The organism is Herbiconiux aconitum, assembly GCF_024979235.1.
GTDB lineage: Bacteria > Actinomycetota > Actinomycetes > Actinomycetales > Microbacteriaceae > Herbiconiux > Herbiconiux aconitum.
In genome coordinates, this window is record NZ_JANLCM010000001.1 from 2,069,049 (window position 1) to 2,091,285 (window position 22,237).

A 22,237-nucleotide genomic window follows, 5' to 3' on the forward strand; every position below is an offset into this window, starting at 1 on the left:
GCCGACGGTGATCAGGATGCGGGAGAAGTATCAGGGCAGGTCGGTAGCGTGGAAGCATGCGCGCACTCACCCACGCCACCTTCGGCGAAGCCACCGACGTTCTCGAGGTCACCGACCTCCCGCTCCCCGAGCCCGGCCCAGGCGAGGTGCGCGTGCGCACGGTGCTCTCGGCCATCCACAACCACGACCTGTGGACCATCCGCGGCACCTACGGATTCAAGCCGGAGCTGCCGGCGGCATCCGGAACCGAGGCGGTCGGCGTGGTCGACGCGCTCGGCCCGGATGTGACCGGGCTGCAGGTTGGCCAGCGCGTCGTCGCGGGCAGCTTCGGAGTGTGGAGCGAATACTTCGTAGCCAAAGCCGCCGGCCTCGTGCCGGTGCCCGACTCCATCTCCGACGAGACCGCGGCGCAGCTCGTCGCCATGCCCTTCAGCGCGCTCAGCCTGCTCGACCACCTCGACGTCGCGCCGGGCGACTGGATCGTGCAGAACACCGCGAACGGTGCGGTCGGCCGCCTCGTCGCGCAATTCGCCGCCCGTCGCGGGGTGCGCGTTCTCGGCCTGGTGCGGCGCGACGCCGGGGTCGACGAGCTCGCGGCCATCGGCATCCACGACGTGGTCTCCACCGAGCACGAGGGCTGGCAGGATGCCGCGGCTGCGGTGCTCGGTGATGCGAGCCCTCTGATGGCGGTCGACTCGGTCGGCGGCAGCTCGGCCGGCGACCTGATCAGCCTGCTCGGAGAAGGCGGCACCCTCCTGTCGTTCGGCGCGATGGGTTCGGGCGATCTGCAGATCTCGTCGGGCGCTCTCATCTTCAAAGCCATCACGGTGAAGGGCTTCTGGGGCAGCCGTGTGAGCCGGGAGATGGATGCCGCCAAGCGCGGCGCGCTGTTCGCCGAACTGTTCGAGCGCATCGGCTCGGGCGAGGTCGAGCTGCCCGTCGAGGCGGTCTTTTCATTCGAAGACGCCCGCGCCGCTGCGGCGGCCAACGCCGCCCCCGGTCGCGTCGGAAAGATCCTCCTCCGCTTCTGAGGGGAGCGATGCGCCGGGGGAGTGACGGGAGTCTCCCCGTGCCCTAGCGTGGAGCGACGGCGTCAGGGGAGTGACGGGCGCTTGGGGGGATGGACCGATGACGAAAGACGGCGCGCCCTAACAGAGTGGGAGACGCGGGTCGCGGGTGCGGCCGCGTGCTGCCCGCGACCTCGCCGCCGAGGCGCAGGAGCACGCGGCCATTCGAGCGACCTTCGTCAAGCACGCGCTGACGCGGCTGCCCCTGATCGGTGTGCTGGTGATCACCATCAACTTGTTCGTGCAGGTGCGGGGAGACGTCGGGCTCGCCGTCGCGGTGGCTCAGAACCTCACCTTCGGCGGCCTGCTCGTGGTCGTGCTGCTCAACCTCGCCATCTACATCATGGTCGGCATCATGGTTGCTGCCATGCCCCTGGTGTTCGACAGCGAGTACAACTTCTGGACCAGGGTCGTCGGCACCGCGGTGGTGGTGCTGCTCGGAGCCGTGATCTTCAGCACGGCGCCCTGGGTGCTGCTCGTCGGGCTGGTGGTGGTGTTCGTCGTCGTGGGAATCATCGTGCTCCAGGGGCGCCGTAAGCCGGCCGCGCCACTCACCCCGGAAACGGTGAAGACCGCTCTGCAGCAGGCCGCACCGCCGCTCGACTCCGCGCTACGCTCGCTCTGGGCGGAGGGTCGCGCGATGCTCCGGCTCGTTTCACCTGGCTCGGCGCCTCTGACTCCGGTCGAGCGGGCGATCGAACCCGAACCCGAGCCGAAGGCGTTCGCGGCAGTCGCTGAGGAGTGGAACGCGCGGTCGGCGGAGATCAGCGAGCCCCGCAAGAAGTCGATCACCCGGCTGGCCTTCGTCGGGATCATCGGCTTCATCGCGCTGTTCGGTGTGAACATCCTGACCCAGCCGATTCGCTTCGCGCCTCTCGAACTCGTCTCGATCAATGGTGGCGAGGCGCGGCCCGGTTTCGTGCTCCTGCAGGGCTCGGGCGGGGTGTTCGTGCCCGATCCGTTCGGCACGGCACAGTTCATCTTCGCCGCCGACATCACCTCGCGGGAATTGTGCGATGACACCCCGCAGTGGTGGTCGGTCTCGGTGATGGATGTGCTCGCGCCCGGAGAGATGAGCGGCCCCGATTGCTCGAAGCTCGGGGCACGGTGAACGCCGCGGCGCCGACGTTGCCGGCCTGGCCGCCAGCGTCGAGGCCGCTCTTGGCGGCGCGTGTGTCAGGGTGCTGGTATGAGTTCTCCGCAGTCGCTCAGTGAGCAGGACCGACGTCTGGTGGCCGCATGGGCAGCGGATTGCGCCGAGCGGGTGCTGCCGCTGTTCGAGGCGGAGGCGCCCGCCGACGACCGGCCTCGCGACGCCATCGCACGCGCCAGGGCATTTGCTCGCGGGGAGCTGGATGCTGCCGGTGAGATCCGGCGACGCTTCGTCGCGAATCGTGCTGCGCAGGTGGTGAGCGCACCCGCGGCCAAAGCTGCGGCGTGGGCCGCCGGCCAGGCGTCGGGCGTGGCACACATGGGGGCGCACGCTCTCGGTGCCGCGGCGTACGCGGCGAAGGCCGCGGCTCTGGCCGCGCCGGAAGACGGTGGCCAGGCCGAGATCGCCTGGCAGCTCGAGCATCTCACCGCTCCGGTTCGGGAGGCGCTGAAGCGCTTGCCGCTGCTCGGAACCGACCCGTCGGGCCCACTCGGTGCGGGGCTCCTCACGTCAGGGGCTCTCGGAGCGAACATCCGCGCGATCCAGTCGGCGCTGTGATCGTCGAGCCTGCAGCGTTCAGGCAGCGCGCGCCGCGGTAGCGAGATGCTGCATGGCGCGCACCGACCGTGACACGTTGGTCGGTGACATCGTGTCGTGGCCATAACCCCCGCGCGTCTTCAGCGAAAGAAGCGTCGTCAGATGCCCCGCCGAACCGGCGTCGGCCCCGCGCAGGTGCTCGATCGCTTCGTGGTGGTTTCTGCTCTGCCAGTAGTAGCCGAGGCGGCGGAGGCAGATCACGTCGGATGCGGCGATTCCCGTATGCACGGCGAGGGTCACAACGGCGTCGCGCAGTTCGTCGTCGTCGGCGAGGGTGAGGGTGATTTCAGCGGCAGGGCGCGCGCTCAGCGGGCATCGAGCCGGGCCGCGACATCCGGCGGGAAACCGCCCGTCGAGATGGGGCTCCAGCGGGTGGGCGTGATGCGCAGTAGAGACTTGTTCTGCAGCGCCATCGCCTCGCGGTACTCCGCCCAGTCGGGGTGCTCGCCCGCGATGCAGCGGAAGTAGTCGACCAGCCCCTCGACGGCTTCGGGCATGTGGAGCACCTCCGCGTCGCCGTCGACCTGGATCCACGCGTCGTTCCACTCGTCCGACAGCACCAGCACCGAGGCGGCGGAGCGGCGTTCGGCGTTGCGCGTCTTGGCGCGGCCCGGGTAGGTGGAGATCACGATGCGTCCCAGCTCGTCGACGCCGCCGGAGACCGGCGACGTCTGCGGCCGGCCGTCGGCGCGCGTGGTGGCGACGAGCATCCGGTGCCGAGGTCGAACGAATTCGAGCATGCCGTCGCGGTCGACGACTGTGTTGGTGGAAATGGTTCTGGCCATGGGTCAACGGTAGGCGACGGATGCCGCGCCATCAGCCGGCGACGAGGGCGAGCACGCCGGTCGCAATGAGGGTGGTGAGCGTGGTCCAGAGCGAGATCGCGATCGCCTGCCACAGCAGTACCCAGCCCTTCGCGACACCGGTCGACACCAAAATGGCTGAGGTGAACTGCGTGGGAATCGCGAGCGGGCCGAGGATGCTCGCACCGGGTACGCCGAAGCGCACGAGGAAACGCTTGAAGCGCTGAACGCCCTTCGACTCGGGCTTCCGCTCGGCGGCGGGCTGCGCGGGGAGGTCGGGCTCCCCGGCTGCCCCGGCTGGCCCGGCTGCTACGAGCTGCCTGGCCGAGGTGGCCTGAGCGGCAGCCACGCGCCGGGCCCGCCGGGCGACGATCGCCGCACGGATACGGGCGCCGAAGACGACCACCACGAACACGGAGGCGAAATTGCCCGCCGCGGCGGCGACGGCCGCGACCACGGGGTTCAGGCCCGCCCATACGCCGAGCACGGAGGCGAGCTCCGCCTCGACGAACGGGATCATCGCGGCCAGCGCGACGATGAGGGGCTGCACGAAGAAGGGCACCTGTGACATGAGGTGCTGAATGAAGGTGACGACGTCCACTGTTCTCTCCAAATGAGGTGGTGGGCCGGATGAGGTCTCAGCCGGCCGTGGTTGATGGGCATGGCGATGAGTGCTACGAGCTACGCAGCGGAATCGGATGAAGCGGGTCAGGCGATCGGGATCAGCGGTTCGCGACCACCAGGGCGGCGACGAGGGCGTTCGTGACGACGGCGGTCATGGTGCGGGTGACGGCGGCCGAGGCAGCATCCGCGGCCCAGTCGCCCTGTTCAAGCGCCTTCGCCCGCGTGGCCGTATCGCTCGACCACGGGATCTCGGAGTGGAGGACGGGGAGGCCGCCGCTCGCCGATACGAGTGCAGTGATCGCGGCGATCCGCTCGGTGGGAGCTTCGCCGTCGACGAGAACGGCGCGCATGGCGTCGATCAGCTCAGTGCGGTGGCCGGAGTGGCCCTCGCTCAGCGCGGTCGTCGGGATGAATCCGAGCATCTTCTTCTGCGCTCGGTCGAGATCTCCGCGCTCGACCAGCCGGTCGAGCAGGGGGCCGCGCAGGGTCGGTCCGCTCGCCGCGAGCACGCTCTGCACGCCGCGCGGCTTCTCGGCGACGTAGTCCCACGCGGGGCGGAGGAGTTCATCGGCGGGCGGTTCGCCGGCGGCGCTGATCATCGTGCCCCGCCAGCCCGCATCCTGGATCTCGACCCGCCCCAGCTGCGCAAGATCGGTCAGCACGGCGCCCCCGAGTACGTAGAAGAGGGTGTTCTCGCCGGCGATCGTGCCCGAAGAGGGCTGGAACAGCACGAGCAGAACGTCCTCGGCGATCAGCCGGTCGGTGTGCGGTACGGATGCGGTCTCTGTGTTCATGCCAACACACTAGCACACTGTACTAGCACGGTGTACCAATACACTGTGCCAACCGCATAGACTCGACGCGGGAGGTTTCATGGAGAGCACACGCGATCGCATCCTCGCCTCGGTGACGGAGATGATGCGCGACGGCGCGGAGCGGCTGAGCGTGCGCGCGGTGGCGGCGCACGCCGGCGTCGGAGCGAGCACCCTGCGCCACTATTTCCCCACCCAGCGCGACCTCATCAACGCCGCGCTCACCGCCACGTATGACGCGGCCATGCCCGACGAGCGCATCCGAGACACCTCGGTGCCGCCCCGGGAGCGACTGCGGGAGTGTCTGTGGCGCTTGTTCGAACCCTTCGGTGAAAGTGATGCCGACGCGTTCGAGGTCTGGCAGAGCATCTTCCGGGCCTTTCCCGGGGCTGACACGACTCCGGATGCGCGTGCCGGCTACGAACTGATCGTCGCCCAGGCGGAGCGCCGGGTCGGAGCCTGGCTCGCCATCCTGGAGGCCGAGGGCGCACTCGTGCCCGGCGACACGGTCAAGCGCACGCACCTCCTCCTCACTGTCGTCGATGGACTCTCGATCGAACGCGCCCTGCCTCACCGCGCCGACTACCTCGAGCAACAGGCGGCCACGCTGGCGCTCGCTGTGGACGCGGTCTTCGACCTCATGATGCCGGCCCGCCCGGCCCAGTAAACGCCTCCCGAGGGATGCTTCGTGGAAGGCGCCGGTTTCGTGCGACCTTCACCGATCCCGTCGCACCATTGACATCGCCCCGCTCCTGGCGTTCAATCGGTCAACACCCCCCGCCCGCTCCCGACGGTCAGGCCGCCAATGCATCCCGAACAACCGGACGAGTCCGAACGTCAGCACGGCCTCACGCGCCGCACGGTGCTTCGAGCCGGGGCGTGGGCGACGCCGGTCATAGCGGTGGCGATCGCCACCCCGGCGGCTGCGGCCAGCGGTGACGGATACAGCGTCACGCTGTATCCGTCCGGCAGCACCGGTTGGAGCGACAGCGCGTGGCAGATTCAAGGAACGCGCTCGTTGCGCATGTCGAGCAACAACGATCTCGTCGCGGTGCCGGCGGGCTACATCATCACTCTCAGCTGGGACGAAAGCAGCATCGTGCACCTCGCCCTGTCGACGGACGAGCCGAGCTGGCCATCCACCCTCTCCGGCGAGCAAGGCGACCTCACGCTGACCCTCGATGCCGCGGTCGACTCCAACTCGTTTCCTGAGTTCTCCCTCGTTCCCTCCGTGCCGCTCGGTGCCGCGACGGGCATCTACACCGTCAACGTCACCGTTGTCGGATCAGCGGATGCCGAGGGCGACCTCGTCACGCAGCTCACCTATTCCGTGCAGGTGTTCTGACCTCGCTCGCCGTCTCCCACGCCTCGACACGTTCGAGCCTCTCGCTCGAGGTGCGGCTAACGGTTCGGCGACGCTGGTCCCGAGCCGAAACGACACCTCACGGGCAGACGCGGGCTCTGCGCCCGTCGAAGCTGACGACGTCGCCGAGCTGGAGCTGCCGTCCACGGCGGCGATCGACTTCGCCGTTCACGCTCACGAGGCCGTCGATGATGGCCTCTTTCACGATTCCACCGGTGTCGAGCAGCCCAGCGAACTTCAGGAACTGCCCGAGGCGGATGCTGTCCCCGCCGATCGAGACGTCGTCGATCGGATCGGAGTTCGTCATGCCGGAATGCTAGCCGACCGCGCGCCTTCAACTGGGCCTTCGCGGGACTGTCCGCCCGACAGTACCCTGGTTGCGCACCAGTGAAATGTTCCGCCTGCATCGAAGGAGAGCAACGGATGAGGCCACTGCGCTACGGAATCAATGTCACCCTCGACGGCTGCGTTCATCACGAGGCGGGAATCGCGCCTGACGAAGACTCGATGCGCTTCTGGACCGCTGAGATGGAGAGAGCAGACGCTCTGCTGTACGGCCGGGTCACCTACGAGATGATGGAGTCGGCCTGGCGCCGGCCGGCCGCGGGAGGGTGGCCGGACTGGATGGACGAGTGGGACATCCCGTTCGCCGAGAGCATCGACAGCACGAAGAAGTACGTCGTGTCGAGCACGCTGGACGAGGTCGATTGGAACGCCGAACTCGTGCGAGGCGACTTGCGGCAAGCGGTCGAGCAGCTGAAGCAGGAACCGGGGGAGGGCCTGTCCGTCGGAGGTGTGGCGTTGCCGCTGGCGTTGGCCGATCTGGGGCTGATCGACGAGTACGCGTTCGTCGTGCATCCGGTGATCGCCGGGCACGGGCCGACATTGTTCGCGGGACTGCGCGAGCGGGTCGAACTCGAGCTCGTCGATCGCCAGGAGTTCCGGTCGGGGGCCATGGCCCTGCGCTACCGGCCCGTCGCCGCGTGACCCCTTCTGTTCGTAGATGCACGGTCACGGTCGCGTGAGAGGCGCCGAAATGGTTGATGTGTGACCTCTGGACCGGAGGAAGGTCACGTGCTCGTAACTCTCGCTCCTATACGTGGCCATCGACGGGCACTACGCTGAGCGACCACAGGTTCGTTCGTCGGCGCCTGTGCGGGGGTGAGCCTAATTGGGCACATATGACGAGTAGCACCAGCGGGGATGCGGTGTCGAGTGAGCTTCTCGCGCGGGCTCTTGCTCTGAATTCTGAAGGCGTCATCGTGACGGATGCCGATGAACGGATCATTTATGCCAACCAGGCCGTCCAGGACCTCATCGGCTATTCCGAAGCCGAGATTCTCGGGCGTAATTGCAGGCTCCTTCAGGGCGAGGACACCGACCCGGAGGCTGTCCGAGCCATCCACGCGGCGATCGCTGCTCAGGAGACGTTCCGCGGGCCGATCGTGAACTACCGCAAGAACGGGCAGAAGTTCTGTAACGGCTTGACCATCACCCCGATCCATGGACCCGGTGGCGACGTCACCCACTTCGTCAGCGTTCAGCGGGACATCTCAGAGATCGTCGCCCTGAGGGAGAGCGAGAAGCGTGAAGCGGAGACGGCACGCCTCTTGCTCATGGTGGCGCGGCTGCTGGGCGAGTACTCGAGCGCCGCTGATCTGGCGGATTCCATTGCAGAAGGCGTCAAGGTGGTCTGCGCAGCCGACCGCTCGACCGTCGACCTCTGGGATGCGCCCTCGGAGCAACTGAGACTGCGCGCCCAATCGGGGTGGCCGGCCCACCTCTCGGACACACTGCGCCGATACTCCGCTTCGACCTATGAATCGCCCGAGCTGGCCGCGCTGGTGGCCACGGGGCACCCGATCCTGGTAGGACCGAACCCGACCGACCGGAGGCAACGCTTGCTGGACGAGTTGGAGGTCACTGCTTTCGCGGCCATGCCGATCACGTCTCGTGGTGAGTTGCGCGGAATCCTGGTGGCCTATTGGGCCAATGCGACACCTCCGATCGCCATCAGCGAGTTCCTCAGAGAGCGCTTGGAGAGCCTCGGCGCCATGGCGGCCGTGGCCTTCGAGAATTCGCGGCTCCTCGAGCGGGCCGTCTGGGCCAGCACGCACGATTCGTTGACGGGTCTCCCGGACAGGGTGCTGTTCGAGAAATCCCTTCAGCGAGAACTGGCTGCCGCGCCGCCCGTATTCACAGGGGTCACCATCCTGTACCTCGACATCGACGATTTCAAACGCACGAATGACACGCTCGGGCACCACGCCGGCGATGTCGTCATGCGTCACGTCGCCTCTGTTCTTCTGGAGGTCACCGGAGAGTCGGATGTCGTCGCTCGATTTGGAGGAGACGAATTCGTCGTCCTCCTCGCCCACCAGCAGGACGAGACGCATGCGCACGATGTCGCCGCGCGCATCCGTCAGAAGCTCAGAGAGCCGCTTCGGCTCAGTGGTCGGGACATCTTCGTCTCCGCATCCATCGGAATCGCCGTGAGCGGCGACATCGATTCCGCGCTGCCGGTCGTCCTGAAGGCGCAGAGCCTCATCACCGCGGCAGACACCGCGATGTATCGAGAGAAGGCTGCTCGGATGGGGGCGCCTGCGCGATTCATGCATCCGCGTGAGCTGAGCATCGACACGGCGCTGCACGGTGCTGTGGGCAGGGGAGAGATCACCACCCACTTTCAACCGCAGTTCGACGTGCGCAGCAACACCATCACCGACGTCGAGGCGCTGGCCCGCTGGCGGAACCCTGAGCTGGGTGACGTCTCTCCGGTGGAATTCATCCCGATCGCGGAGAAGAACGGCGTGATCCACGAGATCGGGCTGGAGGTGTTCCGGCAGTCGTGCGCGCTCGCACGGGACTCACTGGCATCGGGCCACCCCGTAGCCGTGTCAGTCAACGTGCCGGTGATTCAGCTCATGGAGCGGGGCTTCGTCGACGCGATCACCGCCGTGATCGCCGCACACGCCATCCCCGCGAATCTGGTGAAGATCGAGCTGACGGAGTCGCAGCATCTGACGGATGTTCCGCAGATCATCGCCCGGCTGCAGGGGATCCGAGACCTCGGGATCGGGGTGTCGCTCGATGACTTCGGCACGGGCAACACGTCGCTCATCGAGTTGTACGATCTCCCGTTGACGGAGCTGAAGATCGACCGGGCCTTCATTCAGAAAGACGGCCCCGTCGGCGAAGCTCTGATCTCAGGCCTCGTCGACATGGCCCATCAGATCGGTCTCGAAGTCGTGGCGGAGGGAATCGAGACACCGCATCAGCTCGAAATCGGGCGTCGCCTCGGCGCCGACCGCCTCCAAGGCCATCACATCGCCCGCCCGATCGGCCACGACGACCTTCTCGCATGGCTGACGCACTTCGTTGCGGGTGACCTGTCGGTGGGCTGAAGTTCCGCGCCTGGGCGCCCTGTCAGCGTAGGAGTTCCGCCGTCAGCAACTCTTGTCATCCGATCGCGAAGGAGGCGGAGGCGATAGCCTTCTCCGTAAACGACCATCTATCGCGACCGGGGTGACCGACGATGCTGATGAATTCGAGTGAGTTCCTGTTGGGTCTCGGCGGGGTCGCTGCAACACTGATCGGCACGTTCATCGTCGGGGTGTTCTTCTATCTCGACACCGATCTGCACCGCATGATGATGGCGTCGGATGCGGCCGACCATTACCTGCGCTCCGGCGTGCGCTGGGTGTTCGCCGTCTACGCCCTCCCACTTTTCGTGGCCTTGACTCTCGCGGTGTTCGACCCGATCTGGGGCGCGTTGACGTTCATCGGGATAAGCGTCATCGTGCTCCTCTCCACCGTGGACACGGGGCGGCGGATGCTGAAGCGCCGAGGTTCGGGCGAATCGATCGGCCTCGTCGTCAATCAGTGGGTGTGCACAGGGGCGGTTGTCGTGCTGGTGTCGCTTCCGTGGATCCTCGGGGGATGGGTGCCTCCCGCGACAGCTTTCATCCCCTCGATCGTTCTCGCCCTCGCAGCTGCCTTCGCCAGCACCGTGGCCCTGATCATGAAGCAATTCGACCTGACCGCGGCGATGGCCGAGTCGAGCCCCTCCGACCTCGAATCGGACGACGCTCCGCGGTAGACGCGCGCCCGAATAGCCGCCGTCCGGCGTCCGGCCGCGGGCTACCGGCGGAAGTAGGCGTTCGCGCTGCGGGTGTACAGGAGGACGATGCCGAGCAGCGCGAGAACGCCGTTGATGACGCCCTGCCACAGGCTCGTCGGCACGGCCACGAGCAGGTAGATGGCGCTGGCCAGGTTGAGGGCGAGCACGATCGTCGTGAGCACCCGGGCGAGCTGGCTGCCCCGCAGGAGGGCCGCGCCGACCGCGATGGTGATCACGCCGAGCACGATCGCCACGATCGCGGTGGCCGTGAGCGTCCCGGCCGAGCCGGGCACTCCGTTCACCTCGGCCGTCGTCGACGCGGTGATCAGTCCGATGACGCCGCCGATCACCTGCAGTGCCCCCGAGATCCAGACGATCACGGCCACAAGGGTGACTCCACCTGGTCGACGCACGGCTACCCCTTTCTCCGAGCCGGCGTTGTCCGACTCGTGTTGCGCATCACCCTACTGTCATCGACCACGTCGTCACAGGCAGCTGAACTCAGTCGATCCAGAGCACAACCCCGGTCATCCCGGTGAGCACGGCGGCCGCACCCGCCCGGATGGCGTCAGCGCAGCGTTCCGGACTGAACGAGAGCTCGTCGAAATGCGTCGCGCTGCCCAGCCCCTCGCCCCGGAACCCTGCACCGGCCCAGTCGACGGCCGTGACGTTGTAGGTGGGCTCGGCGAGTTCGGCGCCGAGCACCAGGAACGGCACGTCGAGATGGTTCGGCGTCACCATCGCCAGCGAATCGACCAGATCTTCTCCCGCCGTGACGATCAATTCGGGATTCATGTCCATGGCCTCGACGATTCCGGGGATGGGGTCGCTGCCGGCCTCGACGTGGCGCAGGTCGGCATCCGTCTCCTCCGCCCACTGTTCGACCGCGGTCGAGAGGGCTTCTGTCGTGACATCGTCTCCCGACGTCAGAAGCACCACACGGTATCCGGGAGCCGGTCTCACGTCGGTCCAGGAGCCTGCGGCAGGGTTCACGGTCGCCTCCGGTGATGGCTCGACATCCGGTACGAAGCCGGCTGCCGGGGTTCCGAGCGGTGTCGTCGACGGCTGCGGAGTGTTCCAGTCGGCCCCTGCGCATCCCGCCAGGCCGAGAACGAGCGGGGCCACTACGGCGAGTCTGAGCAGTGGGAGGAGTGAAGGCACGGCGGTTCCTTGCGAGCGAAAGGCGATTGACGCCCCAAGGATGCCGCACGCCGGTGTCGGGATGGTTGCGGCTCGGCCTTGTTCTGGCAAACGTCTTTCTCTCCGACGGGGGAGCTCCGAGATCGCACGAAGTTTCGCTGGATGAGCGCACGAAAATTACCGCTCGTTAAGTATCAGGAAATCTTTAGCCTCGATTCTTCTCGTGGGGCCTGCACATCGTGGACCCCCTCTGCCACCAACTATCACCTCCAATTACAGAACGGAAGACTCATGCTTCTGGTTGTCCCAACCCGGCCGAGCGGCCGAGCTGCCCTGTGGCTCTCTGCCGCAGCGGTCAGTGCGGCACTGGTGTTCGGCGGCGCGCTCGCTGCGCCGACCTCCGCCTCCGCGGCCGACACCGCGTCGTACACCGGCATCGTCCTCGGGGTCGGCTCGGACGAGGCCCAGCGCAACATCAGCTGGTACTCCACCACCGACACCGCTCAGCTCGTGCAGCTCGCTCCGAGCTCCGCCCTCGTCGGCGGCGACTTCGTGACCTCGGTCACCACGTTCGCCGCATCCGGAGCTGCGAACACCACGACCACCGGCTTCAACCGCCACGCCACCCTCTCGGGTCTCGCCGAGAACACGCAGTACTCCTACCGCGTCGGTTCCGAGGGCAACTGGTCGCCCACCTACTCGTTCAAGACGCAGTCGTTCGAGGGTGACTTCGACTTCCTGTTCTTCGGTGACCCGCAGATCGGATCGTCGGGCAACGTGCCGAAGGACCAGGCCGGCTGGGTCGACACCATGAACGTCGCCCTCTCCGCCAACCCGAACGCCGAACTCCTCGTGTCGGGCGGCGACCAGGTCGAGACCGCGAACACCGAGTCGCAGTGGGATGCCTTCATGGCACCCGACCAGCTGCGCCAGTACCCCTGGGCTGCCACGATCGGCAACCACGACGTGGGCGGCAAGGCGTATGAGCAGCACTTCTACACGCCCAACACCGACCGTTCCGCCGCGTACTACCGCAACGGCAACACGGCCACCGACTCGGGCGGAGACTACTGGTACATCTACAAGGATGTGCTCTTCATCGACCTGAACAGCAACAGCTACAACTCGGCCACCGGCGGCGGTGACGCGGCGCACGTGCAGTACGTCACCGACGTCGTCAACGCTCACGGCGCCGACGCCAAGTACACGGTGCTCACCTACCACCACTCGATCTACTCGGCGGCCGACCACGCGAAGGATGGCGACAACAAGGTTCGCCGTGTGGACTTCCCGACCACCTTCTCGAACCTGGGTGTCGACCTCGTTCTGCAGGGACACGACCACGTGTACACCCGCAGCTACGAGATCAAGAACGGCGAGAAGGCCAACCCCGACGAGCAGCCCGGTCAGAACGACGTGTTCGTGGGTGAGGGCGGCGTCATCTACATGACGGCGAACTCGGCCTCCGGCTCGAAGTACTACGACATCACTGCGCCCGACGACAGCGGCACCACCGGTGCCGGCAACGGTGCGGACCCGCTGAACCCGAGCAACTACTGGTATGACTCGGTGGAGAACCAGGAGCACGTGCGCAGCTACGTCAAGGTGCAGGTCAAGGCCGACGCGCTCGTGGTCGAGGGCGTCCGCTCCGGCACCTGCGACGCGCCGAACTCGGCGGTCGAGCTCGGCAAGGTGGGTTGGTGCGGCACCGCCGCCACGAACGCCCCCGTCGACGGCGTGGGTTCGATCATCGACTCCGTGACCATCCACCCGTTCCACGGCGATGGTGAGGACATCCAGGTCGACGTCCCGGCCGCGGCTCCCGGCGAGTTCGGCTGGACGATCGACGGTCAGAACGGCCTCGTCGACCTCGGCACCGCTCAGGAGAACAACGGCGCGTTCGAGGCGACCGGTGAGATCAACCCGATCAAGGTGGCCGACACCCGTTCGTCGCTCTCGCCCTGGTCGATCACCTCGGTGCTCGGTGACTTCACCGACGGCGACAAGACCTTCTCCGGCAGCTACATGGGCTGGAGCCCGAAGGTCGTCACCGATGGTGCCGGCGCTGTGGCAGGCGCGCCGGTCGCGTCGGGCTTCGACGGCGGCAAGGGCCTCTCGATCGACCGAGTGCTCGGTTCGGGAGCCCAGGACCACCCGAAGGGTGAGGCGCTTCTCGGAGCAGACCTCGACCTGAAGCTCCCGGTCGAGACCGCCAAGGGTAGCTACCGCGCCACCCTGACGCTCACCGCACTGGCCGGCTGACCCCGAGCCCAGCGCATCAGCACCACGTCCGTGGGTGGGGGACTCGTTCCCTCACCCACGGACATCCCCGTTTTCGCCCTCTCCTTTCCCCCTTCCCTTTTCCCTCACTTCGAAGGTCTCTCGTGAACGCACGATCCACTCCCGCCCGTCGCTGGGCCCGCATCCGTGAACTGTCCACCGCGCTCGTCGCCGCGCTCCTCGTTCTCGCGCCTGTCGCGGCCCCCGCGATGGCCGCCGAAGGCGACCCGGTCACCTGGACGGTGCGAACGGCCTCCAACGAGTACGGGTCGGAGCGCACGAACTACAGCTACACGATCGATCCGGGCGGCACGATCTACGACTCGATCGTCGTGGCCAACCACGGCGCCGACCCCGTCGAACTGCGGGTCTACGCGGCCGACGGCTCGACCTCGGAAGACGGCCAGCTCTCGCTGCTCGTGGCTGGCGAGGAATCGCACGGTGTGGGCGCCTGGGTCACCACCGAGAACCCCTCGGTGACGGTAGCGGCCGGTGAGACGGCGACCGTGCCGTTCACGGTCGCCGTGCCGGCCGAGGCCACCCCTGGCGACTACGCGGGCGGGGTGGTCACGTCGCTGACCGTGCCCGACGCCGAGCAAGGTGTGAATGTCGACCGTCGTCTCGGCATCCGGGTCAACCTGCGCGTCGGCGGTGAGATCGCGCCGGCGTTGGCGGTCGAGAACATGTCCGTCTCCTGGGGCGGTGGTCTCAACCCATTCGCGGGAGGCGACGCCACGGTCAGCTACACGCTGCACAACTCGGGCAATGCGGCCATCTCGGCCCAGCCCGCCACCCACGTGAGCGGCCCGTTCGGCATGTTCGGTCTGGATGCGCCCGCCGTCGACGCGGTGCCCGAACTGCTGCCCGGCGAGTCGTGGACGCAGACCGTGAGCCTGGCCGGGGTGCCGCCACTGTTCGCGCTGCTCGCCTCGACCACGGTCACGCCGCTGGTTCTGGATGCCTCGGGCTCGACGTCGCCGATCACCGAGGTGTCGGGCACGGCGGCCGGCCCCGCCATCCCGTGGACGCTGCTGGTGATCGTGCTCCTGGTGGCGGCCGGCGTGTTCTTCCTGCTGCGGAACCGCGCAACGCGGAAGAAGGCGGCGGAGAAGCGTCGGGAGGCCGAGATGGAGGAGGCCGTCGCCAAGGCGCTCGAGCAGGAGCGGGCCAAGGCCGGCGCCACAGTCGAGTAGTCGCTGGTCAGAAAAGGGCCCCCGATCAGGATCGGGGGCCCTTTTCCGTGCGCGCGGGTTCAGTCCCGGGCGTGGCGCCGACGGCGAGATACGAGCACGACGGTTCCCGCCGCCGTCAGGCCCAGTGCGGACACGGCGAGGGGCCACAGGGCCGAGAGGTCGATTCCCGTGTCGGGGAGTCCGCCGCTCGCGCCGCCGTGAGCGGGCGCGGCAGTGGAGGTGGGCGTGGGCGTCGCGGTCGGCGTCGATGTGGGTGTGGGTGTGGGTGTCGTCGGGCCCCCGGAACGATCGGGGATGTCCACACCGATCTCCTCGGTGCGCGTAGCCGGTGGATCGTCGTCGGTCGTCGCGAGTGCTGTGCCGGCGGGCACCAGAAGAGCGGCCGTCAGCGCGACGCCGCCAAGGCCGCGCGCCAGTGCCGGCGCGACGCACGAGGTCAGCGCACGGGCACGCATCCGTGTGTTCGACGACCGGCTCACCGCCGCGACGCTTCCAGCTGGGTGGGCTCGGACTGCCGGATGCGTGTGAAGTACCACAGGGCCACCACGATCGCCACGAGCGCCAGGTAGAACACGATCGGGAACTGGGCGATCTGGTCGAACACGGGCTGTAACGCGGACTCCTGATCGGTGCTGATGCCGACGATCCAGGTGGTCGCCGCGACCACGGCGACGCCGGCGACCACCGTGCGGAATCCCGAGTAGGCGCGCGCGTGCGAGAGCAGGATCAACAGGGGGAGAACGAGCACCGCCGCGGTGAGCTGAGCCAGCTCGACACCGACATTGAACCCGAGGATCGCCACGATCTTCTCGCCGAAGCCGAGGTTCAGATCGAGGATCGTGGTGGCGAACGCGGTTCCGTGCACGAGGCCGAAGACTCCCGCGATGAGCAGTTCACCCCGCGGCATCAGGGGGCGGAACGCGTGGATCGCAGCGACGATGATCGAGACGGCCACCAGGATCTCGACGGGTTTCGTGGGGAACGAGATGAGACCGAGCGACACGAGGGCGAGCGTCACCAGGTGCCCGGCGGTGAAGGAGGTGATGATGAGGGTGGCGCGACCGATGGTCTTCTTCAGCGGGATCGGTTGGGTCCAGCGGAATCCCCATCCCGTCTTCTTGCTCGCGCGAACGGCGAGCGAGGGAGCCACCACGAGCAGTGTCGCGAGGAAGAGGAGGTGGTCGGTCCCCTCCGCGATGTGCAGCATCCCGAGCCAGACCACGGAGAAGAATCCGTGCAGCGGCGTCTGCTCCGTGCGATCGAGCGTCACCTCTGTGACGCCGCCTCCCAGCACGGCGACCACTTGGGGATCGCCCTCGGCGACCTGCCCGTTGGCCCAGTCGCTCACGAGTGCCACGTACACCTGGTGCGCGGGCACGACATCGAGGATGAAGTCGTAATCGAGCTTGATCGCACCCTCGATGCTGCGGCCGGCATCCGAGAACCGCACGGTCGTGACGATCGCATCCTCGCCGTTCACGGGCACGAGCTCGGGGCTTTGGGTCACGGTGGGTTCGAGGGCGGAGGTGCCGTCCGACACGCTCACGCGGTTGAGGATGAACGTCATGAGGTTCTCCGAGACCGCGTCGAGCGCCGCCTGATCGGTGACGTCGTACCCGGTGGCCGCGGTGAAGCCGGCCTTGTGGATCTGCATCTCGACATCGACCGCATCCGATTGGATGGTGACGAACACTCCGGTGGTGCCGGCGGGGTGAGCGGATGCGCTGCGGGCGGGCAGAAGCACGAGAAGAGCCGCGGCGACAGCCAGCAGCACGACCATCCACGGCCGGGCTCGTCTGAGGAGAATCGGATGCACAGAGGCACGGTAGTCGCCGGGAGTTGCCGCCCGGTTCTCCCGGGCCAACTCCAGACGAACGGCGGGCAAAACCGAGTGATCGGCCCGTAACGGAGTGCGCTGCGGCGGAGGGCTCAGCGCCCGAGGGTAGTGCGGGTGGGACTGGCAGACCTAGGCACACGTGGGCCAGGTGTGGCGAAAGTGCTCGGCCGGCGCTGGGGGAGGCTGGAAGCACCCCAAGGAAAGGAACCCCAATGACTTACCCCACTGACCGTCCGGCCGTCTGGTTCGTGACCGGTGCTTCGCGTGGCCTCGGCCTCGCGCTGGTGAAGCACCTGCTGAGTCGCGGCGATCAGGTCGCGGCGACCACGCGTTCTTCAGAGCGTCTCCTCGCCGCGCTCGGCGAAGTAGAGACCGCGAACCTGCTTGCGCTGGAGGTGGAGCTGAACGACGAGACGCAGGTGAGTGCCGCGATCGCCGAGGCGACCGAGACGTTCGGCCGGATCGATGTCGTGGTGAACAACGCCGGCTACGGCATCCTCGGCGCCGTCGAGAACACCAGCACCGAGGACATCCGCGCGATGTTCGATGTGCAGGTGATCGGCACCTGGAACGTCATCCGCTTTGTTCTGCCGCAGATGCGCGCTGCCGGCAGCGGGCACATCATCAACGTCTCTTCGATCGTGGGCCTGCTGGCGTTCCCGGGCTGGGGCCTCTACAGCGCGGCGAAGTTCGCCATCGAGGGTCTCTCCGAGTCGCTCGCCGCCGAGGTCGCAGGATTCGGCGTCAGCGTCACCATCGTCGAGCCCGGTTACTTCGACACCGCGTTCCTGACGGAGGACTCCCTCGCTCTGACGGATGACCGCTCGAACGCGTATCCGGAGATCGCCGAGATGATCACCGCGCACAAAGCGATGCCCGGCACCCAGCCCGGCGACCCGGCCAAGGCGGCCGCGGCGTTCGTCACCATCGCTCAGAGGGAGAGCGGTCCGCTGCACCAGCAGCTCGGCTCGGATTCCTCCGGCCTGGCCGAAGGCAAGGCCGACTCGCTGAAGGCCGACGTCCTCGCGGGCCGTGAACTCGCGCACAGCACCGATTACGTGCGCTGATCGACATGGGGACAATAGAGGCATGACCGATCCGCACCGGGAGTTGGGGGAGTTCCTGCGTCGTGCTCGCGCACGCCGGAACGCCGAGTCGACAGGGCTGCTTCCTGATGGCCGGATCCGGCGGGTCCACGGCCTGCGCAGAGAAGAGGTCGCCCTGCTCGCCGGCGTCTCCACCGACTACTACACGCGCCTCGAACAGGGCCGCAGCGTCACCCCGTCGATACAGGTCATCGACGCTCTCATCAGAGCGCTGGACCTCGACGCCGCGGGCGAGAACTATCTCCGCACCCTGGTCAGCACGGCGGGAACCCCGGCCGCCCGTTCTCGCCCCTCCGTGCAGCGCGTTCGACCGGGGCTCTATCGGCTCCTCGACTCCTTCAGCACCCAGCCGGCGCTGATCCTGGGCCGTCGCACCGACATCCTCGCCTCGAACGCGCTCGCGCGGGCGCTGTTCGCGGACTTCGAATCGATGCCCGCCAAGTTTCGCAACTACGCTCGCTGGATGCTGCTGGATGACGGAGCGCGAACGTTGTTCAGAGACTGGGATGAGCAGGCCCGCACTGCGGTCGAGGCGCTGCGTCTGGACGCGGCGATGACGCCTGACGACAAGGGCACCCAGCAGCTCGTGGGTGAGCTGTCCGTAGCGAGCAGCGAGTTCCGTCAGTGGTGGTCAGCGCACCGGGTGCACCAGCGCACGCACGGCACCAAGCGCCTGAATCATCCTCTGGTGGGCGAGCTCGAGATCCACTTCGAAACCCTCACCCTTCCCGGAGAGCCATCCCAGACGCTCTACATCTACACGACGGAACCGGGCTCCGTGTCAGAGCAGTCGCTCTCCTTGCTGGCGAGCTGGGCCGGAACCGTCCCCGGCGGACCCCAGGCAGGAAGTGAGAGCAGGCCGAAACGATGACGATTCTCCTCGGACTGTCCGGGGCGCTGGCCTACGGGTTCGCCGACTTCTTAGGTGGGCTGGCGTCGCGATCGATCCGTCCGATCGTGGCGACAGCCTGGGCGGCGCTCATAGGACTGGTTCCGCTCTTCGTCGGTCTCGCGGTGCTCGGCGGGCAGTTCACGACGAATGCGCTCCTCTGGGGCGTCATCGCCGGAGTGTCGGGCTCGATCGGAGTGCTCATGCTCTACACCGCCCTCGCAGTCGGGCCGATGAGCGTGCTCTCGCCGGTGACATCCGTCGTGTCTGTCATCGTCCCGGTGAGCATCGGCCTGGTCTTCGCGGGCTCACAGCTCTCGGCCCTCGGTGTGGTGGCGATCATCGTGGCCGTCGTCGCTGTCGCACTGGTCGGCGCCGTCAAGGATCGTTCCGGTTCGCGGCTGACAGGTCGCGGGCTAGTCACTGCGGGAGTAGCAGGCTGCGGGTTCGGCGGGCTGGTGCTCGCCTACGCGGCGACGGCACCCGAGGACGGGCTGGCGCCACTCGTCGTGGCACGCATCGTGCAAGCCGCTGTGATGTGGATCGGAGTCGCCGTCGTCGTCAGCCGTGAACGGGGACGACAAGGGGTTGCCGCCACTCTGTCGCCAGGTCGGAGCGGCAGGTTATGGGTGCAGCTCGCGATCTGCGGCACGCTCGACGCATCCGCGAACGTCCTCATCCAGGCCGCTCTCCATTCAGGGGCGACCGCGGATGTCCTCCCGGTGGTCAGCGTTCTCAACGCTCTGTATCCGATCGGAACGGTGATCCTCGCCGCGATCGTGCTCCGAGAGCGTCTCACTCTCCTCCAGATCATCGGTCTCGCACTCGCGCTCACTGCCAGCGCAGTGCTCGCAACCACCTGAAGTCGGGTGCGCTCGGCTCGTCGTCTTTATGACTAACGCGGTTACTCATAATCCTGACCCAGGGCGGTTATGGATTGGAAGACGGTGCGCTCATGGACGGAGATGTCCTCCAACAGCCTCTGATTGCGGCGGCTCACACCGACACTGCACCAGCAAGAACACTCTCGCGGACGTCCGGTTTCAGTGAGTCCTCCGGCACGACGTCGACGTCGGGATGCGCCGAGGGGGCCGAGCGCTGCACCGAGCTCGTCGCGATGGGTATGAACCAACTCGCGCAGATTCGGCCTGGATGCTGGGTGCCCTGATGGTCGAGTACTCCAATCCATGGCTACCGGTCGCGGCGCAGATCGCGAAGTCAGCGCGCCTATGCGTGACCTGATATGCCTAACCTGATCGACGCTCTCTTGGTGCGCCAGCGCTCTCACGCGACTCGCTCAGGCGGATGTTCAATAGAGCTTCGACCGGGCCGCATCCACGAACTTCGGCACTCCTGCACGGGTAAGCGCGAGCAAGAAGTCATCGACGGTCATCGCCGGAGAGTCGTACCCTTCGACGAGTTCAACCAGGGCGCGGAGCGTCGGCGCGTGGTACAGATCGAGCTGATCCAGAAGGAAGGCGTCGGGGTGGACGACCTCGAGGTCGAACGGCTCGACGGACTCCGTCGGAAAGTCCTTCACGTTGAAGGTCACAAGCACTTCGGCACTACCTCGGACGGCGGCTGCGAGGACGTGCCGATCCTTCTTGTCGTTCGTCATTGTCGGCACCAGGTCGTCGTAGCCGGTGACCAGCGCATCAGCGAAGTATCGCTCCATCGTGCCGACGCGCTTCTCGACGAGCGCCGGATCCTCGCCGTTCTTGACGAGGTTCTTCGCCAGCTCGAACAGCACATCCTTCGACCACAGCGGCCGGAACAGTCCACTGTCGGCGAGTTCGAGGATGAAGTCGTTGAGCAGCGCCCCGTAGAGAACGTTGGTGTCGAAGAAAGCCGGAAAGCTCACTCAGCGTCCAGCTCCGCACGCCGCTTCACGTCAGCCGGGTTACCGACCTGAACCTTCGCCCCGAGACTGGCGCGCTGCAACTCGCGCAACGCAGCACGGCGCTCAGAGCGAAAGCTCGCCTGGTAGGCGACCAAGTCCTCTAGCTGGACACGACGGTGACGGCCGGGCTTGTCGTAAGCGATGTCGCCGGCCTCCAGGAGACGGACCAGCGTCGGGCGGCTGATACCGAGGAAATCCGCGGCTTGTTGCGTGGTCATGGACATGCCCTGCGGCACGATCGTGATGCCCGCACCCGCGGCGAGGGCGTTCGTCACCTGGTCGAGGATGCGGAAGATCTCATCCGGGATGGGACGGGCATTGCCCTGGGGGTCGACGAGTGCAGCCTTGGACGAGTTCTGCGCGAGGAAGGCCTCAAGCTCGCGCATCAACTCGGCGAAATCGAGAATCTCCTCGCGGGCGTTGGCCTCGGGGAGGTAGGTCTGTGCCTTGCGGGCACCGCGTGGCGTGTTGGGTGAGGTGCTCATAGCGCCCATCATACTCGGCCAAAACGAAAAAATCGAACACCAGATTGAGTGGTTTCCTCCGTCGTTTCGGGCTAGATCCAAGCCATTTCCACCCGACGAAGCAACGGCGTCGACGGTCACCGGTCGAAGCCCATATCCTCGCTCATCTGCACCAAGGCATCAGCGGCATCATGCGCTCGAGCATCAGCACGAGCCTTGAACGCGAGCAGCGAATCCGTGTTCACGCGGCGATGGGTGCCGACCACCCGATACAGGATCTCGCCACTCTCCAGGAGCTTGATCAAGTAGGGGCATTGTCGCGCGCCAAATGCAATAAGTGAAGCGGAGACTCCGACAGCGTTCGCCAGCCCTCCTAGCTCCCAGGCCCTGGCCGACCGTCTCGGAATGCTGGGCGGTCAGGCCTCTCTGCTCAGGCTGCCGCGTTCTCGTGTAGAAGATGGCCCGAACCATGTCCACAGGGGGCGAGCCGTGACGAGGATGAGCACCGCAAACAGGCTCTGACTGATGACGCCGAACAACGAGAGTCCGCCGACCAGAGCGAAGACGGTCCAGTTCACTGCGATGTCGGCGACGATCACGGCGATGCCGAGCACGATGCCGGAGCGCCGTCGAAAGATGATCAGCGCAGCGGTGGCCGGATCCAGGATCGTCAGAGTCACCCAGAACAGCCGGACGCCTAGAGGGAAGTCGCTGTAGGCGTTCAAGCCGCCGACGATAAGATCCGCCGTGTGAGTGGTTGTTCCGACGAGGAAGCCGAGCACCCATATGAGTTGGAAGACTCTGAGCGCTCGTGCTGATGCGGCGAGAGCGATCATGCGCTCATGCTACCGAGCCAGATGGTGCCGTCGAGTCCTTCGTCTAGTCCACG

General features: G+C 66.9%; 26 protein-coding genes. 13 read left to right on the forward strand and 13 right to left on the reverse strand.

Annotated elements, in window-relative coordinates; translation table 11 throughout:
* Positions 1–56: 56 nt before the first annotated feature.
* From N1027_RS09845 to N1027_RS09855, 3 genes are all read left to right on the forward strand, one after another.
* Positions 57–1,031 (forward strand): zinc-binding dehydrogenase, encoded by a 975-nt coding sequence (locus N1027_RS09845; RefSeq protein WP_259507317.1) that lies wholly within the window; start codon positions 57–59, stop codon positions 1,029–1,031.
* A gap of 145 nt (positions 1,032–1,176) precedes the next feature.
* Entirely contained in the window at positions 1,177–2,178 is a 1,002-nt protein-coding gene (locus N1027_RS09850) for a hypothetical protein (RefSeq protein ID WP_259507319.1), read from the forward strand.
* Between the two features lie 78 nt (positions 2,179–2,256).
* Complete coding sequence (locus N1027_RS09855) at positions 2,257–2,778, forward strand: putative immunity protein (RefSeq protein ID WP_259507321.1); 522 nt, start codon at positions 2,257–2,259, stop codon at positions 2,776–2,778.
* A gap of 18 nt (positions 2,779–2,796) precedes the next feature.
* Here N1027_RS09855 and N1027_RS09860 read toward each other — a convergent pair whose 3' ends face one another.
* The 4 genes from N1027_RS09860 to N1027_RS09875 all read right to left on the reverse strand — a co-directional run bounded on the left by N1027_RS09860 (position 2,797) and on the right by N1027_RS09875 (position 5,038).
* On the reverse strand, positions 2,797–3,057 hold the full coding sequence (locus tag N1027_RS09860) for a hypothetical protein (RefSeq protein ID WP_259507323.1): 261 nt from the start codon (positions 3,055–3,057) through the stop codon (positions 2,797–2,799).
* Positions 3,058–3,122: 65 nt separating this feature from the next.
* Positions 3,123–3,602, reverse strand: a complete 480-nt coding sequence (locus tag N1027_RS09865) for a PPOX class F420-dependent oxidoreductase (protein WP_259507325.1) — start codon at positions 3,600–3,602, stop codon at positions 3,123–3,125.
* 31 nt (positions 3,603–3,633) lie between these two features.
* Positions 3,634–4,221 carry a small multidrug efflux protein gene (locus tag N1027_RS09870; protein ID WP_259507327.1) on the reverse strand — a complete coding sequence of 196 codons (588 nt, stop codon included), beginning with the start codon at positions 4,219–4,221 and terminating at the stop codon, positions 3,634–3,636.
* Between the two features lie 121 nt (positions 4,222–4,342).
* The gene (locus N1027_RS09875) at positions 4,343–5,038 is read right to left on the reverse strand and encodes a GOLPH3/VPS74 family protein (protein WP_259507329.1); all 696 of its coding nucleotides are present in this window, start codon (positions 5,036–5,038) and stop codon (positions 4,343–4,345) included.
* Positions 5,039–5,117: 79 nt separating this feature from the next.
* On the opposite strand from N1027_RS09875, the gene N1027_RS09880 reads away from it, so the two are divergent.
* Together N1027_RS09880 and N1027_RS09885 are read left to right on the forward strand one after the other, a co-directional pair.
* Positions 5,118–5,723: a TetR family transcriptional regulator gene (locus tag N1027_RS09880; protein WP_259507331.1), complete on the forward strand. Its 606-nt coding sequence runs from the start codon at positions 5,118–5,120 to the stop codon at positions 5,721–5,723.
* Between the two features lie 138 nt (positions 5,724–5,861).
* Positions 5,862–6,401, forward strand: a complete 540-nt coding sequence (locus N1027_RS09885; protein ID WP_259507333.1) for a hypothetical protein — start codon at positions 5,862–5,864, stop codon at positions 6,399–6,401.
* 97 nt (positions 6,402–6,498) lie between these two features.
* Here N1027_RS09885 and N1027_RS09890 read toward each other — a convergent pair whose 3' ends face one another.
* On the reverse strand, positions 6,499–6,726 hold the full coding sequence (locus N1027_RS09890) for an RNA-binding S4 domain-containing protein (RefSeq protein ID WP_259507334.1): 228 nt from the start codon (positions 6,724–6,726) through the stop codon (positions 6,499–6,501).
* Between the two features lie 116 nt (positions 6,727–6,842).
* On the opposite strand from N1027_RS09890, the gene N1027_RS09895 reads away from it, so the two are divergent.
* The 3 genes from N1027_RS09895 (at position 6,843) to N1027_RS09905 (ending at position 10,518) form a co-directional block, all read left to right on the forward strand.
* Positions 6,843–7,406, forward strand: a complete 564-nt coding sequence (locus N1027_RS09895) for a dihydrofolate reductase family protein (protein ID WP_259507336.1) — start codon at positions 6,843–6,845, stop codon at positions 7,404–7,406.
* 194 nt (positions 7,407–7,600) lie between these two features.
* On the forward strand, positions 7,601–9,823 hold the full coding sequence (locus N1027_RS09900) for a sensor domain-containing protein (RefSeq protein WP_259507337.1): 2,223 nt from the start codon (positions 7,601–7,603) through the stop codon (positions 9,821–9,823).
* A 137-nt stretch (positions 9,824–9,960) separates the two neighbouring features.
* Complete coding sequence (locus N1027_RS09905) at positions 9,961–10,518, forward strand: hypothetical protein (protein WP_259507339.1); 558 nt, start codon at positions 9,961–9,963, stop codon at positions 10,516–10,518.
* 41 nt (positions 10,519–10,559) lie between these two features.
* Here the strand turns inward: N1027_RS09905 and N1027_RS09910 are convergent, their stop codons facing one another.
* Together N1027_RS09910 and N1027_RS09915 are read right to left on the reverse strand one after the other, a co-directional pair.
* The gene (locus tag N1027_RS09910; RefSeq protein WP_259507340.1) at positions 10,560–10,952 is read right to left on the reverse strand and encodes a DUF7144 family membrane protein; all 393 of its coding nucleotides are present in this window, start codon (positions 10,950–10,952) and stop codon (positions 10,560–10,562) included.
* Positions 10,953–11,040: 88 nt separating this feature from the next.
* Positions 11,041–11,700, reverse strand: a complete 660-nt coding sequence (locus N1027_RS09915) for a type 1 periplasmic-binding domain-containing protein (RefSeq protein ID WP_259507342.1) — start codon at positions 11,698–11,700, stop codon at positions 11,041–11,043.
* 270 nt (positions 11,701–11,970) lie between these two features.
* On the opposite strand from N1027_RS09915, the gene N1027_RS09920 reads away from it, so the two are divergent.
* On the forward strand, positions 11,971–13,941 hold the full coding sequence (locus N1027_RS09920) for a purple acid phosphatase family protein (protein WP_259507344.1): 1,971 nt from the start codon (positions 11,971–11,973) through the stop codon (positions 13,939–13,941).
* A 122-nt stretch (positions 13,942–14,063) separates the two neighbouring features.
* Positions 14,064–15,152 (forward strand): DUF916 domain-containing protein, encoded by a 1,089-nt coding sequence (locus N1027_RS09925; protein WP_259507346.1) that lies wholly within the window; start codon positions 14,064–14,066, stop codon positions 15,150–15,152.
* 59 nt (positions 15,153–15,211) lie between these two features.
* Here N1027_RS09925 and N1027_RS09930 read toward each other — a convergent pair whose 3' ends face one another.
* Together N1027_RS09930 and N1027_RS20115 are read right to left on the reverse strand one after the other, a co-directional pair.
* Complete coding sequence (locus N1027_RS09930; RefSeq protein ID WP_259507348.1) at positions 15,212–15,607, reverse strand: LPXTG cell wall anchor domain-containing protein; 396 nt, start codon at positions 15,605–15,607, stop codon at positions 15,212–15,214.
* A 20-nt stretch (positions 15,608–15,627) separates the two neighbouring features.
* A complete protein-coding gene (locus N1027_RS20115; protein WP_259507349.1) occupies positions 15,628–16,968 on the reverse strand; it encodes a HupE/UreJ family protein in 1,341 nt (446 codons plus the stop codon).
* Between the two features lie 233 nt (positions 16,969–17,201).
* On the opposite strand from N1027_RS20115, the gene N1027_RS09940 reads away from it, so the two are divergent.
* From N1027_RS09940 to N1027_RS09950, 3 genes are read left to right on the forward strand one after another with little or no spacing between them, the layout of a single operon-like run.
* Positions 17,202–18,056: an SDR family oxidoreductase gene (locus N1027_RS09940; RefSeq protein WP_259507351.1), complete on the forward strand. Its 855-nt coding sequence runs from the start codon at positions 17,202–17,204 to the stop codon at positions 18,054–18,056.
* A gap of 22 nt (positions 18,057–18,078) precedes the next feature.
* On the forward strand, positions 18,079–18,966 hold the full coding sequence (locus tag N1027_RS09945) for a helix-turn-helix domain-containing protein (RefSeq protein WP_259507354.1): 888 nt from the start codon (positions 18,079–18,081) through the stop codon (positions 18,964–18,966).
* Positions 18,963–19,847: an EamA family transporter gene (locus tag N1027_RS09950; RefSeq protein ID WP_259507355.1), complete on the forward strand. Its 885-nt coding sequence runs from the start codon at positions 18,963–18,965 to the stop codon at positions 19,845–19,847. Before N1027_RS09945 ends, N1027_RS09950 begins: the two co-directional genes overlap by 4 nt.
* Before the next feature lie 446 nt (positions 19,848–20,293).
* Here N1027_RS09950 and N1027_RS09955 read toward each other — a convergent pair whose 3' ends face one another.
* From N1027_RS09955 to N1027_RS09970, 4 genes are all read right to left on the reverse strand, one after another.
* On the reverse strand, positions 20,294–20,845 hold the full coding sequence (locus N1027_RS09955; protein WP_259507357.1) for a PIN domain-containing protein: 552 nt from the start codon (positions 20,843–20,845) through the stop codon (positions 20,294–20,296).
* Complete coding sequence (locus N1027_RS09960; RefSeq protein WP_259507359.1) at positions 20,842–21,369, reverse strand: helix-turn-helix domain-containing protein; 528 nt, start codon at positions 21,367–21,369, stop codon at positions 20,842–20,844. The genes N1027_RS09955 and N1027_RS09960 overlap by 4 nt, the downstream gene beginning before the upstream one ends.
* A gap of 116 nt (positions 21,370–21,485) precedes the next feature.
* Positions 21,486–21,653, reverse strand: a complete 168-nt coding sequence (locus N1027_RS09965; RefSeq protein WP_259507361.1) for a hypothetical protein — start codon at positions 21,651–21,653, stop codon at positions 21,486–21,488.
* 111 nt (positions 21,654–21,764) lie between these two features.
* Positions 21,765–22,184 (reverse strand): hypothetical protein, encoded by a 420-nt coding sequence (locus N1027_RS09970; protein WP_259507363.1) that lies wholly within the window; start codon positions 22,182–22,184, stop codon positions 21,765–21,767.
* Positions 22,185–22,237: the final 53 nt, after the last annotated feature.

Excerpts from the sequence above, each read along its gene's own strand:
- N1027_RS09970 (WP_259507363.1), bottom strand. The coding sequence starts at position 22,184 with ATGATCGCTCTCGCCGCATCAGCACGAGCGCTCAGAGTCTTCCAACTC.
- N1027_RS09900 (WP_259507337.1), top strand. The coding sequence starts at position 7,601 with ATGACGAGTAGCACCAGCGGGGATGCGGTGTCGAGTGAGCTTCTCGCG.
- N1027_RS09920 (WP_259507344.1), top strand. The coding sequence starts at position 11,971 with ATGCTTCTGGTTGTCCCAACCCGGCCGAGCGGCCGAGCTGCCCTGTGG.
- N1027_RS09905 (WP_259507339.1), top strand. The coding sequence starts at position 9,961 with ATGAATTCGAGTGAGTTCCTGTTGGGTCTCGGCGGGGTCGCTGCAACA.
- N1027_RS09895 (WP_259507336.1), top strand. The coding sequence starts at position 6,843 with ATGAGGCCACTGCGCTACGGAATCAATGTCACCCTCGACGGCTGCGTT.
- N1027_RS09930 (WP_259507348.1), bottom strand. The coding sequence starts at position 15,607 with ATGCGTGCCCGTGCGCTGACCTCGTGCGTCGCGCCGGCACTGGCGCGC.
- N1027_RS09855 (WP_259507321.1), top strand. The coding sequence starts at position 2,257 with ATGAGTTCTCCGCAGTCGCTCAGTGAGCAGGACCGACGTCTGGTGGCC.
- N1027_RS09865 (WP_259507325.1), bottom strand. The coding sequence starts at position 3,602 with ATGGCCAGAACCATTTCCACCAACACAGTCGTCGACCGCGACGGCATG.
- N1027_RS09945 (WP_259507354.1), top strand. The coding sequence starts at position 18,079 with ATGACCGATCCGCACCGGGAGTTGGGGGAGTTCCTGCGTCGTGCTCGC.
- N1027_RS09940 (WP_259507351.1), top strand. The coding sequence starts at position 17,202 with ATGACTTACCCCACTGACCGTCCGGCCGTCTGGTTCGTGACCGGTGCT.
- N1027_RS09890 (WP_259507334.1), bottom strand. The coding sequence starts at position 6,726 with ATGACGAACTCCGATCCGATCGACGACGTCTCGATCGGCGGGGACAGC.
- N1027_RS09885 (WP_259507333.1), top strand. The coding sequence starts at position 5,862 with ATGCATCCCGAACAACCGGACGAGTCCGAACGTCAGCACGGCCTCACG.
- N1027_RS09960 (WP_259507359.1), bottom strand. The coding sequence starts at position 21,369 with ATGAGCACCTCACCCAACACGCCACGCGGTGCCCGCAAGGCACAGACC.
- N1027_RS09875 (WP_259507329.1), bottom strand. The coding sequence starts at position 5,038 with ATGAACACAGAGACCGCATCCGTACCGCACACCGACCGGCTGATCGCC.
- N1027_RS09845 (WP_259507317.1), top strand. The coding sequence starts at position 57 with ATGCGCGCACTCACCCACGCCACCTTCGGCGAAGCCACCGACGTTCTC.
- N1027_RS09950 (WP_259507355.1), top strand. The coding sequence starts at position 18,963 with ATGACGATTCTCCTCGGACTGTCCGGGGCGCTGGCCTACGGGTTCGCC.
- N1027_RS09880 (WP_259507331.1), top strand. The coding sequence starts at position 5,118 with ATGGAGAGCACACGCGATCGCATCCTCGCCTCGGTGACGGAGATGATG.